We start from the raw sequence: 16278 nt of genomic DNA, 5'->3' as shown, positions 1-16278 counted from the left end.
CTAGCGTTTGCCGTTCCTCATTTGTCAGGGAAACAATATATCGTTTGGCTGGCATTGTTTATGGGTTGCTTACATTTCTATTATCCGTCAATTCTTTTTTGACAGACCACTAGGCCCTCAGGGGTTCGGTTAAAAAGTAGCTTTCACAACTAAAAGAGGATGCTATATTAAACTTTTGTTGGGTTAAACGCGAGTGTTACCCAATATACTAAATAAAATTAACTACATTATGAACAACCAAATTGTTACTACTTCTGCGGTTCCTCGCTTAATTAGTATTGCTGTTAGTCATTATTGCGAGAAGGTGCGATGGGCGCTTGAATGGCTGAAAATTCCTTATGTTGAAGAAAGTCATGTGCCACTTTTCCATCGCTTCGCTACTCGCGAATATGGGAGTAGTAGTGTTCCGGTTCTGGTTACAGGAGCAGATACTTTCACAGATTCAACTGACATTCTGCACTATCTTAATACACTTGCCCCGGAAGGAAGATATTTATATCCCCCTGATCCGGGACTATGCCGAGAAGTCGAACAACTTGAAGAGTTATTTGACACGAAACTGGGAGTTGGTATTCGAGGCTGGGCATATTTTTATCGCTTGGATGACCGGGAAGCGATGCGGCGGGTGTGGTGCAAAGGAACGCCTTGGGTTGAGCAAGTTGGGTTTGCGATCGCTTTCCCTATAATGCGTCGATTAGTTCAACAAAGCTTGAATATTACAGCAGCTTCAGCAGCAAGTTCCCTTCAAGAAATTAAGCAAATTTTCAACACAGTTAATCAGCAGTTAGCAGATAATCGTCCGTACTTGGTTGGAGATAAATTTTCGGCAGCAGACATAACTTTTGCGGCCTTAGCTGCTCCAGCTTTACTACCCCCAGAGCATCCCGTAATGCTGCCTCAGCTTGATGGCATCAAGAGTGAAATGGCAACAACAATTAAAGAATTACGGGCAACCCCAGCCGGAATGTATGCACTGCGCTTGTATCGAGAACAACGCCATTTCAGTTAAATCTTGTGGGAGCGATCGCTCCCTTCTCCTTTTAGCTTTGAGAGTTCAAAAACGCATCAGGATCGATTCCCGATTCCCTGAGTCGCTGAATTAGAGATTCTAACCTAGATTCCGCTTGTTCAGCCCTAGATTCCGCTTGTTCAGCTCGCTGTCGCTCCTGTTCGGACTGCTGTAAAGCCTCTGCTTTTTCTGTTCGTTCCTGTTCGGCTTGCATTAGAGCTTGTTCTGCTTCAGTCAGAATCCAATTGCCTTGAGCATCATACCAACGCAACCACAATCGCTCAATTCCTTGAAACTCTCCTTGCCACAAACCCAAGCCCAATTCTAGTTCAGGAATCCAAACTCGCGACTCTTGCAAATCTAGCTCTTGGTAATGCGCCCCCACCAGCTTAAAGACTCGTAGCTGATTGGTATAACGACTGAAAACCACATAGTAAGGAATGCGTAAAATCTGCTCGTAAACCTCCCATTTTCGAGGCGGTTTATTCTCAGTTTGAGGCTGAATTAATTGCCCATTGCCTGCATCCTCAGATTCAGATGGCAGCTTTTCCTCGTCATTTTCTCCTAAATCTTCTTTCTTTGTACCCGGCGAAAGTAGTTCGACAATGACAAAAGGATTTATTCCCTCTTGCCAAACAACGTAACTTAGGCGCATATCAACTTCATCATAAAGTCGAGGTACGCCCACAACGCCAAACCAATCCGGTCTTTTATACCATTGAGCATGACGCACATCATAGTAAAGGTTCATGTCACTGGCACTGAAGACTTGCGAAGCCGGATATTTTGGAGGATGAAAAGTAAGGCTCAATAATTGGGGTTGCAAGTCGTGGAATTCATCGGGCAAACCAGGTTCTTCCGGGTCTTCGCTGGGTAGATCGTACATAGTCGGTAGGGTTTCCCTGGGCGATCGCGGCGGATCAGTCTGAGGGACGGGGTATTTGAAGGGAAACATAGGGTCTAGGGGAATGACTGGCTTTTATGTTAACACCGTGAAAATGCCTGATTGAACAAAGCCGCGCCCTGTTGCTGCCCTTGGCTACTTATTTCAAAAAATGTCCTAATCTTACTATTTGTTGGGTACGGAAATGCCATCTTATTCTCCAGGGTACTCTCGCCAAGTTTCGTGGCGGGAATACCCAAAAAATAAGATGCCGAACATCGTCAAACAGCTATGTGATCAGGAAGTAATTCGCTTGATAAGATGTAGTAGCCTCTGCGCGAAAAATACCAAAGCTTGGGTATTGGTACCAAGATGAGTAAAATGCTAAAACAAGCGATCGCGTTTGGTGTTGATAGTTTTCGATTAGTTCTGTTTATTACTGTTGAACTCGCTTTGAGAAGTGTGTAAGCGTTGCGGCTGCTCTCTTGGGCATCGCTGCTTTAGTGATGATTAAGAAGCACCCCACCGCAGTATAGTCATTAGTTAAAAACTCAAAACTCAGGACTTATTATGAAAAGTTGGTTGCAACCTCCGCGATTACGCATTGGAGAAGAAACCGAACACGAACACCGCCACGCTACTTGGCTGGAACTTTTCTATGACTTGGTGTTTGTGGTGGCGGTTTCTCAAGTCGCCCACAACCTGCATGACAATTTATCGCTATCAGGATTTCTCGGCTTTGTGTTTCTGTTTATACCGATTTGGTGGACATGGATTGGCACTACATTCTACGCCAACCGATTCGATAGCGATGACATCGGACATCGATTGCTGACTGGCGTGCAAATGGTAGCGATCGCAGCCCTTGCAGTGAATGTACACCACGGCTTAGGCGAAAGTTCCGCAGGCTTTGCCTTGTCGTATTTTGCTGGTAGGGTGGTGCTGGTGATTGAATACCTGCGGGCGGCAAAGCACATTCCTCAAGCGCGCAAACTGGCTACTCGCTACGCCACAGGTTTTGCGATCGCTGCTTGCCTTTGGCTACTATCCGCATTTGTACCCATTCCACAGCGTTTTGTCTTGTGGGGATTGGGGTTGCTAATAGACTTCGCCACGCCACTTACAGCCAAAAGGTTGCAGCAAGGGCTACTCCCCCATCCCGAACACTTACCAGAGCGTTTTGGGCTGTTTACCATCATTGTTTTGGGCGAGGCGATCATCGCTGTCGTCGATGGTGTCTCCGAACAAAAATGGGATATTCAAAGTGCGATCGCCGCAGTATTCGGCTTCAGCATCGCTTTCAGCTTGTGGTGGATCTATTTTGAGAACATTGATGGCTCCTCTATGCGGTCTGCTAGCGCAACTGGTCGATTTTCAATTTATAATATCTGGCTTTACGGACATTTACCGTTAGTGATTGGACTTGCTGCTACTGGCGTTGGCGTAGAACACGTTGTCTCAAGTGAGGCTGGTGTAGCAATGCCCGATGCGGTGCGATGGCTGCTTTGTGGATCAGTAGCTTTATGCTTGCTGAGTTTAGGAATTCTGCACCGCACTGGGGTGATATTCAAGTGCAAAGTCCGCACAAAGTACCGAATTGGTGCGGCGACTGTGGTGCTGGTTCTAGCGATCGCTGGTATGGGTTGGCCCCCCGTTGCGGTAATTGGGTTAGTTGCTGTAGTCTGTGCTACCCAAGTCGTGCAAGATTTGTATCAGAGCGGCAAGTTAGCGCTTGAGTAGCATTTTTTTGCACCAATACCAGCAATTATTTCCTGGCATTGGTGCAATTTATTTGAGGTGATATCGGCAAAACTCTACTGCTGCTTCTATGTCGCTGGTTTGCTGTGGATAAGCAACCTCTGGACGAGTGATCACAACTAAAGGAATGCCTAACTCGGTTGCAACCCGTCGCTTGACATCTTCTCCCCCAGCGGTTCCCGATGCTTTGGTGACAACTAGGGAAATTTTCCAGTGATGCCACAGTGCCTTTTCTAATTCTGCTGGAACCGGAGGACGCAAGGCAATTAATCTATCTGGCGCGAAACCTGCTGCATAAGCTGCGTCCATTGCTGTCACAGAGGGAAGAATTCGCGCAAATAAAGTTGATTTTTCTTGCCACGGACGAAATAGGGGAAAATTTCTGTAACCGATTGTCAGTAGTACCCGTTGTTCTTCCAGGTAGTCTCCCGTTAGCAGCGTCTCGAAGCTATCTAACCTAATTACCTGTTGGTTATCTATTTCAGCGTCAACTGCTAGACGTTCGTAGCGCAGATAAGGGATTTGCCGATGAAGGGAAATTGCGATCGCCATCTTCGATATCTCCACTGCATACGGATGGGACGCATCTAATATTGCAACTATCCCCTGTTCTTGCAAAAACTCTTCTAAGCGGGTAACGTCTAAACGACCTACCCAAATTTGCAAACTTTGTGTAATAGGATACAGCGCCTTAGCTGATTCTGTTGTGACAGTGACAATACAAGGCAGCTGAAAGCGAGAGAGTGCTACGCTCAGCTGGGCGCTTTCCTGAGTTCCTCCAATTAACCAAACGCGATCGCCAAAGCATGAAGCAGCAAGAGTCATTAGTCGTTCCACACTCATCAGTTAAAAAAGATTTTACTGATGACCCTAGACTGATGACTAATGACTTTTGCTTTAACCCTTAAGGGCTTTTCTGTAGTTCTGACGATAGGATTTATTACCAATCACCAACACAGGCCACAACAGGGCCAAAACCAGCCGGCCTTGGCTGAAATTCGTTCGGCGAAACCCCTTCCAGAACCTCCAGCCACCGTATACATAACCCCCAAACAACAAGAAGCCGAGTAATTCCATTTAATCAACCCCCATAAAACTGACTCCGGTTTGGTCGTCAAAGCCAGCAATTGCCAAATTCTGCTTACTCTAGCTAGTCTACACAATTGATTTGGTGCTACACGGCAAAGTAGCATTGATCCAGTTCTAGTCTATCCGGGGTTGAGTTGCAATACAGTTGATCTTAATGTTTTGATGCACGACTTACGCTCTCCGCATAATGTATCTATATCGCCTACTTGTGTTCGATGAGAGTTAGTAAGAGGTTGCACCCTTGTCTTATGAGAGATACCTGAAATTTCCTGATTATAGGAGACTAAAAGACAGGCGCAACGAAAATTAAGGGTGATATCTGTATCATGACGAATAATAAGGAGGAATTATGAGAGCAGTGCTGATGGCTGGCGGTTCAGGAACGCGGCTGAGGCCGCTGACCTGCGATCTTCCAAAACCAATGGTGCCGATTCTGAACCGACCCATCGCCGAACATATTATCAACTTGCTCAAGCGGCATCAGATTACAGAGGTTATTGCCACGTTGCATTATCTCCCTGATGTCATGCGCGACTACTTTCAAGACGGGGGCGACTTCGGCGTACAGATGACATACGCTGTAGAGGAAGACCAGCCTTTGGGGACTGCTGGATGCGTCAAAAATATTGCTGAGTTACTAGATGAAACATTTTTAGTCATCAGTGGCGATAGTATCACCGATTTCGATCTCACTGAAGCGATTAAATTTCACAAACAAAAAAAGTCAAAAGCAACCCTGGTTTTAACCCGCGTTCCTAACCCGATTGAGTTTGGAGTGGTAATTACAGATGAAAACCATCGGATTCGGCGGTTTCTAGAAAAGCCTTCCACCAGCGAAATTTTTTCGGATACGGTCAACACCGGAACCTACATTCTTGAACCAGAAGTTTTACAATACTTGCCAGCAAATCAGGAAACTGACTTCTCTAAAGACCTGTTCCCCTTGCTACTAGAAAAAAATGAGCCGATGTACGGCTACATTGCTTCGGGTTATTGGTGCGATGTCGGTCACTTAGATGCTTATCGCGAAGCGCAGTATGACGGGTTACAGCAAAAAGTTAAACTAGACTTTGCTTATTCTGAGCAGTCTCCCGGATTGTGGATTGGGCAAAATACCCATATTGACTCGACGGCTAAAATTGAAGCGCCAGCGCTGATTGGCAGTAATTGCCGGATTGGGCCGCGAGTACACATTGAGCCAGGAACTGCAATTGGCGACAATGTGACAATTGGGGCTGATGCCAACTTAAAGCGTCCGATTATCTGGAATGGGGCGATTATTGGTGAGGAAGCTTCTTTAAGGGCTTGCGTGATTGGTCGGGGGACGAGAGTGGACAGGCGATCGCAAGTTTTGGAAGGTGCTGTCGTCGGTTCCCTGTCCACTGTAGGGGAAGAATCACAAATTTCTCCGCAAGTTCGCGTCTGGCCTAGCAAGCAAATTGAATCAGGGGCGACGTTGAATATTAACTTAATTTGGGGTCAGACTGCACACCGCAATTTGTTTGGACAGCGTGGTGTGAGTGGTTTGGCAAATATCGACATTACTCCAGAATTTGCCGTCAAGTTGGGTGCAGCTTACGGTTCTACTTTGAAACCTGGTTCTCAGGTTACTATTTCTCGCGATCAGCGGAGTATTTCCCGCATGGTCAGCCGAGCCTTGATTGCTGGTTTAATGTCTGTAGGTGTCAATGTCCAGAATTTGGAAGCTACAGCAATTCCTGTGGCTAGAGCAGTTGTTCCTACTCTCGCAGTTTCTGGTGGTATCCATGTAAGGGTGCATCCAGACCGATCTGATCACATTTTGATTGAATTTTTTGATCGCAAAGGCATCAATATCTCCAAATCTATAGAGAAGAAGATTGAGGGGGCTTATTTTAAGGAAGATTTGCGACGGGTACAAATTCCTGAAATTGGCAATGTCAATTACCCCAGTCAGGTGATTGATATTTACAGCACTTCCTTTGAGAAACATCTGAATATTAAGGCGATTCATCATTCTGGCTCGAAGGTGGTGATAGATTATGTTTACGCTGTCAGTGGTGCCGTTTTGCCCCAATTGTTGGCGAAGTTTGGCTGCGATGCTGTGGTGCTGAATGCTAGTTTGAATCAACAAGGACTCTCAGCAGCTGAAAGAGAAGCGTTGCTGAATCAGCTGGGTCATGTGGTGGAGGCGCTGAAGGCAAATTTTGGCGTGCAGGTGTCAGCCAACGGAGAGATGTTGATCTTAGTGGATGAAGCTGGGACTCCAATTCGCGGGGAGTTGTTAACGAGTCTGATGGTAAGTATGACTCTGACGGCTAATCCTAGAGCTACTGTGGTAGTACCAGTGCATAGTAGCAGTGCGGTGGAACAGATTGCTCGTCGTCACGATGCTAAGGTGATTCGCACTAAGGCAAATCCTACGGCGTTGATGGAGGCTTCTCAAAGTAATCCGAATGTGGTGATGGGTGGTAGCGGTGAAATGGGCTTTATTTTCCCGCAACTGCATCCGGGGTTTGATGCGATGTTCTGCATTGCTAAGATGATGGAGATGCTGACGGTTTCTGAGCGATCGCTTGCTCAAATTCGCGCCGATCTACCCCGCGTTTACCACAAAAGTTATACTGTGCGCTGTCCCTGGACTGCAAAGGGGGCTTTGATGCGTCATCTGGTAGAAACTCACCCAGCAGAACATCTGGAATTAGTCGATGGTGTGAAGATTTGCAACTATCACGATGACAGCTGGGTATTAATTTTGCCTGATGCTGGGGAACCTCTGGTGCATATCTTTGCTAATAGTAATGACCGGGATTGGGTTGATGAAACTTTGCGGGAGTATCGCACTAGGGTTCAATCATTTGTTGAACAAGAGGAGGGTGTAGAAGAATTTAAAGTGGCAATGGTGTAAAAATTTTGGATTTTGAAGCGATTTTTGGGGAGATTGATCGGGGAGTTGAACGATTACTGGTTCTTCCCCCAACCTCTCTTTCTTCCCAAAAGATCGCGGGATTTTGGATTAAATCACTAATCCAAAATCATCGGAGGATCAGAAACTGCTTCGCCGGGAGCAAAATCTAAAATCCTAATGGTACATTTGTTCTAATATAGATGAGGCTAAACATCCCATAGTGGAACTTTGAGTTATGAACAGTTGCATTTTAATGGCGGAGATTATCAAAGAACCGGAACTGCGTTATACGCCAGATAGCCAAACTGCGATCGCTTCTCTGCGAGTCCAGTTTCCCGGGCCAAAGGCTGAAGATCCACCAGCAAGTATACAGGTTGTCGGTTGGGGCAATTTAGCTCAAGAAATTAAGGATAACTACAAAAAGGGCGATCGCGTAATTATTGAAGGTCGCCTCACCATGAACACCATCGATCGGCAAGAAGGTTTTAAAGAGAAACGCGCTGAGTTGACAGTTTCCCGAATTCATAAAGTGTCAATCGATACAGATTTTGACACGCAAACAACTGAATCAACTCCTCCCAGCAACGTCGTTCCGATGGGGTCGCGTCGTCCAACTGCACCCGCTAATAATAGCGATGTGGAGATGTCTCCTGTAGACTACCAAGAAGAAGATGAGACACCCTCGTTTGTACCCGCCGCTAGAACTATAACCCGTCCAACTCAACCTGTCCAACAAGATGACGATATCCCCTTTTAATCATTAGTTAGAAAAAAGTTGGAACGTTGGAAGGTTTCAACCTTCCAACGTCTAAGTAGTCAATCTCATGCTTCGGACGCGAAGGTTGACACATTCATAAAGATAGCAATCAGTCTCTTCCCTTCCCGCCTTGAATTTCGGTTTCCAACGTTGCCACTCACCGAGTTATCGGTTTTTCTAGCTTTAGTTCAATACGGGTGAAAGGTTGAATAGGTAAAGCTTGAAGTAAGTTGTCTAGTCTGATTTATTCTCGATTATTCCTTTCATTTATAATGATTATTTGGCAATTTTTTGCTAATCCTCCTATATAAGTCAGTGACTTTTTTCCACCTTTACCTGAAATATCGTATTATTTCCATAGCTTGCATCAATCAGTAAGAAACCGGGTTAATACCCTCTTTTCTTATTTCAGTCAATTAACTCTAAAGCTAATTCCGGCTTTTCCTGAAATTTTGTATCTCATCGAAGCTTTTACAACATTTATTGAAGTAAGGATGTATGGCTGTGGGAGTTGTCTGTTTGATCCCTCAGACTTCGACGTGAGAAGCTTGCTGTGCCAGTATTGTACTCTCGGCGTTGCTGAAAGAGTAATGCTAGATGGGGTATAATAGAGGGATGCAATGTCCTCAATGTCACTCAACTCAAACAGCTAAAAATGGTCAGCGTCGAGGAAGACAATGCTACAAGTGCAAGCAGTGCGGTCGTCAGTTCCTCGAATCCTACCGTCCTTGGCGCTACTCGAATGAAGTCAAGCAATTGTGCATCAAGATGTATCTTAACGGCATGGGGCTGCGGGGGAGCGAACGAGTCACTGAGATCCACCACACAACTGTGATGCACTGGATTCGAGAAGCAGGACATCGACTGGATGATGCTCCAGAGGCTGAAGAGATCCCAGAGGTCACGGACTTGGATGAACTGCAAACTTTTGTCGGCAGCAAACGCAACAAGCTGTGGATTTGGACAGCCGTCAATCACAAGCAAGCGGGAATTTTGGCTTGGGTGATCGGTGATCGCAGTGGGGAAACCTTCAAGCGTTTGTGGTCAATTGTCAAATGCTGGCAATGCTTCTTCTATGTCACCGATGGATGGAAGGTGTACCCGATGTTCACCCTCGCAGGGTGACCAGATTGTGAGCAAGACCTATATGACTCGTGTTGAGGGAGAGAATACTCGGTTACGGCACTACTTGGCACGGTTGCATCGCAAGAGCTGGTGCTACTCCAAGTCGGTTGATATGTTGAAGTGTTCGCTGCGCTTGCTGCTTCACTACTTGAAGGATGGGACAGTGCCTCTGCCAACTTAGCTCATTACACTTTCAGCAACGCCGTACTCTCTAGCCTAAGCATTGCATGGCGGCGTTGAGTTGGATGTCGTAGCCACCATAGTTGGAGGGACGCAGAACGATGATTCTATCCCAGCCTTCTTGAAAAATTTGATGGTAGTGGGCGAGATATTGTAGGAGTTGGCTGTATTCGCGGTGTTGGAGGAAACGATCGTAGTCGTTACCAATGACGATGTAGAACCGGCTTTTCTTCAGCCACTCCAAGTTGATGACTCTGAAGCGTCGAACAATGAAGGGATACATCTGTAAAGCTGGAAAATATAGGAATCCTGTCCTGACGCTCTGCTTGGAAAGGTAAGAGATGTCAGCTTAATCTGCGAATCTATTGTTAGCGCTAAGCGGCAATGAGCGTGTAGAGGTACCTCTACACGCTCATTTATTGCTTTGAGGAAGAATCGAAATTTTTCTGTTGACCTCTAAATCGCATATTTTTGACAGGATAAAAATTCCGTAATTGTCCCAATGCTGGTTCAATCATCAGGTGCTAATATCTGAATTTGTAAGTAAAAAAGTTGGGGTAACAGTACATCTCCATATTATTCTTATAGGGAACTACCTGATTGTGGAGTGTGACATAGAACTATTTCAACTTTCACGATATTAAGTTCCTTGGAAATCTCCTATGTCTCAAGTCGATAACAGTAGTAATAAGAATGTCCTCTCTAAACAATCAGGCTGACTCAGGTAGCCAAAAAATTAGCCAGCAAGCATTTCCCAGATTGGGAAAATTCAATTTTTCTAAAGCGTTTTGGCTAAGGCTGCCAAGAAAGCAGCATCGCTACAAGCAAAGATGGCAACCTCGTGACCTGATTGTTATGTCGATACTGGCAGGGTCAACGTTGGGGGTGAGTGCGATCGCTGTAGTCAGCTATCAGGTTGTGCGGGGACTGATTCTTGCGAACCTCCAGCAACAAGCCTTACTAGAAGTCCAGCAGGGACGGGATGAGATTGACCAGTGGCTATCTAATCGGAAGACTGAAGTAGAGATGCTGGCGAACAGTCCCCTCGTGCGCTCGATGGATTGGTCAGTCGCCCAGCCTTATTTAAAGTCAGAATTGCAACGGTTTAAAGAAATTCACCAGCTGACAATTGTCAACTCTGAGGGGTGGGGTGCTAATACCAGCGTCGGACCTCATCGCAAAAATCTTAAAGACCGTGAATGGTTTATCAACGCAATGGCAGGGCAAGTCAGTGCAGCGAATCCCGTGGTCAGTCGTACCACCGGACTCCTACAAATCAATATCAGCGCTCCAATTATGCGGGTTCCAGGTACTCAAGTGCTGGGAGCAATGGGTGGAGCGATCAAAGTTGACCGAGTGATTCAGGTCGTGAGCAGGCTCCAGGAGGGAGTCGGCAGCTATGCGTTTGCACTCAACTCGCAAGGAGTAGCGATCGCCCATCCTGACCCCAAGATGATTGGCTCCGCAGAGCGTCAGGCACCCAGCTTCCTAGAATCTTCCAATCCGGCTCTGGCAGCGATCGCCCAGGAAATGGTTGCCAAACAAGCGGGGATTAAACTAATACGAGTCAATGGCACCTGGAACTACGTTGCCTACGTGCCTCTCAAAGAAGCGGATTGGTCAATTGCGCTGGTTATTCCTCGCCAGAACATCGAATCTCACTTAAGCGCACTTAACCTTTTGGCGACCGTTTTAGGCGGATTGTTGCTGATTGCCTTGATTGGTGCATGGCGACAGGTGCAGCTGTTTGAGCAAACCCGCACTCGTGCCGAGCAGGAAGCTCTACTGAACCGTTTAGTGCGTCGCATCCGAGAATCTTTAGAGCTACAAACCATTGTTCAGACGACGGTAACAGAACTGGCAACCTTAACACAGCTCGATAGAGTGCTGTTTGGCTGGTACGATCCCCAATCCCAAACCCTTGAGCTGGTTGGCGACTCTCACGCCCAAACATTGACAATTCAGCCAAGAAAGTTTCAGTCCAATTCATCTATAGACATAGCAGCCTGTTTACAGCAGACAGAGGCACTTCAGCTGTTGTTTGTTGATGCTGAGTTAGAGCCAACACCTCTGGAGTTAAAAGCTCATGCCTACCTTGCACTCCCTATCCCGCTTCTAGATGGCGGCTGCGGCTATCTCATTGGTTTGCACGCTCATTACTTGAGTCAACTAGATCGGGAATTACTCAAAGCGGTGGTAGATCAGCTAGCAGTTGCCATTACTCAGGCTCAACTGTATAACCAGACGCAACAACAGATTACACTGCTCAACCAAACGCTGACCAAACTTAACCACACCCAACTCCAGCTAGTACAGAGTGAGAAAATGTCTAGTTTGGGTCAGATGGTTGCAGGCATTGCCCACGAAATCAATAATCCAGTCAACTTCATCTACGGCAATCTCACTCATGCCAGCTCTTACATCCAAGATTTACTAGAGTTGATTGAGCTGTACCAAGAGCTGTATCCTCAGCCCACGCCACAGATTCAAGACAAAGCAGAGGACATGGAACTGGAATTTCTCAAGGAAGATTTATCCAAACTCCTTGCCTCGATGCAAGTCGGCGCTCAGCGCATTCGTGATATTGTTCAGTCGCTGCGCGTGTTCTCCCGTTTAGATGAATCAGAAGTCAAGGATGTGGATATTCACCAAGGCATTGATAGCACGCTGATGCTCCTCCAAAACCGTCTCAAGGCGAAGCCAGATCATCCAGCCATTGAAGTTGTCAAAGAGTATGGTCAATTACCCAAAATTGAGTGCCATGCCGGACAACTCAACCAGGTATTTATGAATCTCCTCACCAATGCCATTGATGCTATAGAGGAGTTCAACGCCAAGCTTAGCTACAAAGATAGGCAAGCCAACCCCAGTCGAATTACAATTCGCACACAAGTTTTGACATCTAAACAAATTGCCATTCGCATTGCAGATAGTGGAGCGGGTATTGCTGAAGATATTCAGCAACGCTTATTTGACCCCTTCTTTACCACCAAGGCGGTTGGTAAGGGAACCGGGATGGGATTAGCAATTAGTTATCAAATAGTGACAGAGACACATAGAGGACAGCTGAGGTGCATTTCCGCACCAGGACAAGGAGCAGAATTTGCGATCGAGATTCCCATCCAAAAATCACACTAAGAGTCCTAGGAAGTGATTGAGCAATCAGCGTAGGATACAAAGGTTGAACTGGTTGATAGGTTGTATCCCAGTAGCAAGGCTTGTTCTAACCGTAGACACCTTGAACCCATGCCGTTGGGAGAGCGTGTCTTTAATGCCAACGGTCTGGCATCCAGATTGACAGAGACTTGAATACCTCTATCAATCTGGAAAATGCCCCTGAAGATCAAGTAGGACGGGCTTTGTCCGAACTTAATGCCTGTGGAGAGGACAAGTGCCGACACGCCTTGTAAAAACAGGAAGTAAGCACCATAGGTAACGATGGATAAGTTTTATGGAGAAAATTACCCCAAAGACGAAAAGCCGCCTTGAGTGCAAGTGTACCCTTGTAGCCAGTCGCCAACTGGAGGCAACAGCATTGCTTGGGCAATAGTCTGAGAATTGCAGATGTTTTTATTTTATCCTAGTTAGCGCCAGAACCCTTGCCCCTAAAGGAATCCAGACTTCCTAAAATATTGTGTAGTGCAATTTGAGCAAAATTTTTGGTTGCAGCCACACAAAAAGCGTATTAGTTTGCTATAGTAATAAAGCGGTCGGGAGAGACGAGCGAAAGCGAGACTCAACTGAGCGAAGAGAACCTAGAAAAAATAATAGTTTGAAAGCCAGAGTAACACAATAACCTCGTCAAAGAAAATCGGATTAGGGGAGAAAAACCCCGAAGCCAAAAGAAGAGGGAAACGAATTGTTTCCAGAGCAACAAACTCAACAAAATGGAGAGTTTGATCCTGGCTCAGGATGAACGCTGGCGGTCTGCTTAACACATGCAAGTCGAACGGGAATCTTAGGATTCTAGTGGCGGACGGGTGAGTAACGCGTGAGAATCTGCCTTCAGGACGGGGATAACAGGAGGAAACTGCTGCTAAAACCGGATATGCCGAAAGGTGAAAGTATTAATAGCCTGAAGAGGAGCTCGCGTCTGATTAGCTAGTTGGTAGGGTAAAAGCGTACCAAGGCGACAATCAGTAGCTGGTCTGAGAGGACGATCAGCCACACTGGGACTGAGACACGGCCCAGACTCCTACGGGAGGCAGCAGTGGGGAATTTTCCGCAATGGGCGAAAGCCTGACGGAGCAAGACCGCGTGGGGGAGGAAGGTTCTTGGATTGTAAACCCCTTTTCTCAGGGAAGAAAAAAATGACGGTACCTGAGGAATAAGCATCGGCTAACTCCGTGCCAGCAGCCGCGGTAATACGGAGGATGCAAGCGTTATCCGGAATAATTGGGCGTAAAGCGTCCGTAGGTGGTCATTCAAGTCTGCCGTTAAAGAGTGGGGCTTAACCCCACAAAGGCGGTGGAAACTGAAAGACTAGAGTGCAGTAGGGGTAGAGGGAATTCCCGGTGTAGCGGTGAAATGCGTAGAGATCGGGAAGAACACCGGTGGCGAAAGCGCTCTGCTGGACTGCAACTGACACTGAGGGACGAAAGCTAGGGGAGCGAATGGGATTAGATACCCCAGTAGTCCTAGCCGTAAACGATGGATACTAGGTGTGGCCTGTATCGACCCGGGCCGCGCCGGAGCTAACGCGTTAAGTATCCCGCCTGGGGAGTACGCACGCAAGTGTGAAACTCAAAGGAATTGACGGGGGCCCGCACAAGCGGTGGAGTATGTGGTTTAATTCGATGCAACGCGAAGAACCTTACCAGGACTTGACATGTCGCGAATCCACTTGAAAGAGAGGAGTGCCTTAGGGAGCGCGAACACAGGTGGTGCATGGCTGTCGTCAGCTCGTGTCGTGAGATGTTGGGTTAAGTCCCGCAACGAGCGCAACCCTCGTTTTTAGTTGCCATCATTAAGTTGGGCACTCTAGAGAGACTGCCGGTGACAAACCGGAGGAAGGTGGGGATGACGTCAAGTCAGCATGCCCCTTACGTCCTGGGCTACACACGTACTACAATGCTACGGACAAAGGGCAGCAAGTTAGCAATGACAAGCAAATCCCATAAACCGTGGCTCAGTTCAGATCGCAGGCTGCAACTCGCCTGCGTGAAGGCGGAATCGCTAGTAATCGCCGGTCAGCATACGGCGGTGAATCCGTTCCCGGGCCTTGTACACACCGCCCGTCACACCATGGGAGTTGGCCACGCCCGAAGTCGTTACCCTAACCTGTTCGCAGGAGGGGGATGCCGAAGGCAGGGCTGATGACTGGGGTGAAGTCGTAACAAGGTAGCCGTACCGGAAGGTGTGGCTGGATCACCTCCTTTTAAGGGAGACCAAACCCCACTCAACCGAAAAATCGAAAAGATTTGGGGAAGTGGAGGTCAACCTAGGTCATCGAGGAAAAGTGGATACATCAGCTTTCAAACTATTAACAGGTTCAAAAAACGCGGGCTATTAGCTCAGGTGGTTAGAGCGCACCCCTGATAAGGGTGAGGTCCCTGGTTCGAGTCCAGGATGGCCCACCTAAAAAAAACCAACCTAAGCACTCAAAGAACAAAAAAAAGCAACTTTTGCCAGCAACGAATCTTATCCTAGAGTAAGAGAGCCTGCTGGGAAAAAAGCCAGCAAAAGAACCTTGAAAACTGCATAGCAACGTAAAAAGCAGGAAAAACGAGACATCAAATCAAAAAAGGTGTCCGTAAAACTTCAAGCTGAAGAGATTGTGGTCAAGCTACAAACAGCTGACGGTGAATCCCTCGGCACACAGAGGCGAAGAAGGACGTGGCGACCGACGAAACACTCCGGGGAGCTGGAAGCAAGCATCGAGCCGGAGATATCCGAATGGGGCAACCCCAAGTACAGCCTGTTGAATCCATAGACAGGCATGAGCCAACCGGGCGAACTGAAACATCTTAGTAGCCCGAGGAAAAGAAATCAAAAGAGATTCCCCCAGTAGTGGTGAGCGAAAAGGGAAAAGCCTAAACCATAAAGCATGCTTTATGGGGTAGTGGGACAGCAAAAAAGAGACTAAAGGTACTAGACGAAGCAGCTGAAAACTGCACCAGAGCAGGTAAAAGTCCTGTAGTCGAAAGCGCCAATAGCTCGAGCTGAATCCCGAGTAGCATGGGGCACGAGAAATCCCGTGTGAATCAGCCGAGACCACTCGGTAAGGCTAAATACTACTGTGTGACCAATAGTGAACCAGTACCGCGAGGGAAAGGTGAAAAGAACCCCGAAAGGGGAGTGAAATAGAACGTGAAACCGTCAGCTGACAAGCAATGGAAGCTCGATTAAACGAGTGACCGTGTGCCTGTTGAAGAATGAGCCGGCGACTTATAAGCACTGGTAGGTTAAAGCAAGAATTGCCGCAGCCAAAGCGAAAGCGAGTCTGAACAGGGCGCAAATTATCAGTGTTTATAGACCCGAACCCGGGTGATCTAACCATGTCCAGGATGAAGCTTGGGTAACACCAAGTGGAGGTCCGAACCGACTGATGTTGAAAAATCAGCGGATGAGGTGTGGTTAGGGGTGAAATG

The 16278-nt window shown here is 47.1% G+C and carries 9 protein-coding genes, 1 tRNA gene and 2 rRNA genes (1 of these 12 cut by a window edge); 9 read left to right on the top strand and 3 right to left on the bottom strand.

What is annotated here, in order from left to right; translation table 11 throughout:
• The first annotated feature begins 229 nt into the window (after nt 1-229).
• Complete coding sequence (locus tag NDI42_RS24580; protein ID WP_190460440.1) at nt 230-1009, top strand: glutathione S-transferase family protein; 780 nt, start codon at nt 230-232, stop codon at nt 1007-1009.
• Nucleotides 1010-1040: 31 nt separating this feature from the next.
• Here NDI42_RS24580 and NDI42_RS24575 read toward each other — a convergent pair whose 3' ends face one another.
• Nucleotides 1041-1964 (bottom strand): Uma2 family endonuclease, encoded by a 924-nt coding sequence (locus tag NDI42_RS24575; protein WP_190460438.1) that lies wholly within the window; start codon nt 1962-1964, stop codon nt 1041-1043.
• A gap of 498 nt (nt 1965-2462) precedes the next feature.
• Between NDI42_RS24575 and NDI42_RS24570 the strand changes: the two genes are divergently transcribed.
• Nucleotides 2463-3632: a low temperature requirement protein A gene (locus NDI42_RS24570; RefSeq protein WP_190460436.1), complete on the top strand. Its 1170-nt coding sequence runs from the start codon at nt 2463-2465 to the stop codon at nt 3630-3632.
• Between the two features lie 48 nt (nt 3633-3680).
• Here NDI42_RS24570 and NDI42_RS24565 read toward each other — a convergent pair whose 3' ends face one another.
• Entirely contained in the window at nt 3681-4475 is a 795-nt protein-coding gene (locus NDI42_RS24565) for a cobalt-precorrin-6A reductase (protein ID WP_190460434.1), read from the bottom strand.
• A 613-nt stretch (nt 4476-5088) separates the two neighbouring features.
• Here NDI42_RS24565 and NDI42_RS24560 point away from each other — a divergent pair.
• From NDI42_RS24560 to NDI42_RS24550, 3 genes are all read left to right on the top strand, one after another.
• Entirely contained in the window at nt 5089-7626 is a 2538-nt protein-coding gene (locus NDI42_RS24560; protein ID WP_190460432.1) for a mannose-1-phosphate guanyltransferase, read from the top strand.
• Between the two features lie 235 nt (nt 7627-7861).
• A complete protein-coding gene (locus NDI42_RS24555) occupies nt 7862-8383 on the top strand; it encodes a single-stranded DNA-binding protein (RefSeq protein ID WP_190460429.1) in 522 nt (173 codons plus the stop codon).
• A gap of 615 nt (nt 8384-8998) precedes the next feature.
• Nucleotides 8999-9689 (top strand): IS1 family transposase gene (locus NDI42_RS24550; RefSeq protein WP_399318426.1). Its coding sequence is split into 2 segments (ribosomal slippage): nt 8999-9496 and nt 9498-9689, totalling 690 coding nucleotides; the frame shifts between segments, so codons are not numbered across the junction.
• 30 nt (nt 9690-9719) lie between these two features.
• On the opposite strand, the gene NDI42_RS24545 is transcribed toward NDI42_RS24550, so the two are convergent.
• Nucleotides 9720-9971: a hypothetical protein gene (locus NDI42_RS24545; RefSeq protein WP_190460427.1), complete on the bottom strand. Its 252-nt coding sequence runs from the start codon at nt 9969-9971 to the stop codon at nt 9720-9722.
• Nucleotides 9972-10381: 410 nt separating this feature from the next.
• Between NDI42_RS24545 and NDI42_RS24540 the strand changes: the two genes are divergently transcribed.
• The 4 genes from NDI42_RS24540 to NDI42_RS24525 all read left to right on the top strand — a co-directional run.
• On the top strand, nt 10382-12826 hold the full coding sequence (locus NDI42_RS24540) for a cache domain-containing protein (RefSeq protein ID WP_190460426.1): 2445 nt from the start codon (nt 10382-10384) through the stop codon (nt 12824-12826).
• A gap of 746 nt (nt 12827-13572) precedes the next feature.
• Nucleotides 13573-15066: ribosomal RNA gene (locus tag NDI42_RS24535) — 16S ribosomal RNA — on the top strand.
• 124 nt (nt 15067-15190) lie between these two features.
• Nucleotides 15191-15264 (top strand) — tRNA-Ile (locus tag NDI42_RS24530).
• A gap of 202 nt (nt 15265-15466) precedes the next feature.
• Nucleotides 15467-16278, top strand: a 23S ribosomal RNA gene (locus NDI42_RS24525); it runs 2082 nt beyond the window's last position.
• Together the 16S and 23S rRNA genes with 1 tRNA gene alongside form the textbook arrangement of a ribosomal RNA operon.

It is taken from the genome of Funiculus sociatus GB2-C1 (assembly GCF_039962115.1).
Classification (GTDB): Bacteria; Cyanobacteriota; Cyanobacteriia; order Cyanobacteriales; family FACHB-T130; genus Funiculus; species Funiculus sociatus.
The sequence above is the reverse complement of the archived record's forward strand: the minus strand, read 5'-3'. Positions and strand labels throughout refer to the sequence as shown.

Bases quoted from the DNA above. Each gene is read 5' to 3' on its own strand.
- NDI42_RS24545 (WP_190460427.1), bottom strand. From the start codon at position 9,971: ATGTATCCCTTCATTGTTCGACGCTTCAGAGTCATCAACTTGGAGTGG.
- NDI42_RS24565 (WP_190460434.1), bottom strand. From the start codon at position 4,475: ATGACTCTTGCTGCTTCATGCTTTGGCGATCGCGTTTGGTTAATTGGA.
- NDI42_RS24555 (WP_190460429.1), top strand. From the start codon at position 7,862: ATGAACAGTTGCATTTTAATGGCGGAGATTATCAAAGAACCGGAACTG.
- NDI42_RS24570 (WP_190460436.1), top strand. From the start codon at position 2,463: ATGAAAAGTTGGTTGCAACCTCCGCGATTACGCATTGGAGAAGAAACC.
- NDI42_RS24575 (WP_190460438.1), bottom strand. From the start codon at position 1,964: ATGTTTCCCTTCAAATACCCCGTCCCTCAGACTGATCCGCCGCGATCG.
- NDI42_RS24580 (WP_190460440.1), top strand. From the start codon at position 230: ATGAACAACCAAATTGTTACTACTTCTGCGGTTCCTCGCTTAATTAGT.
- NDI42_RS24560 (WP_190460432.1), top strand. From the start codon at position 5,089: ATGAGAGCAGTGCTGATGGCTGGCGGTTCAGGAACGCGGCTGAGGCCG.
- NDI42_RS24540 (WP_190460426.1), top strand. From the start codon at position 10,382: ATGTCCTCTCTAAACAATCAGGCTGACTCAGGTAGCCAAAAAATTAGC.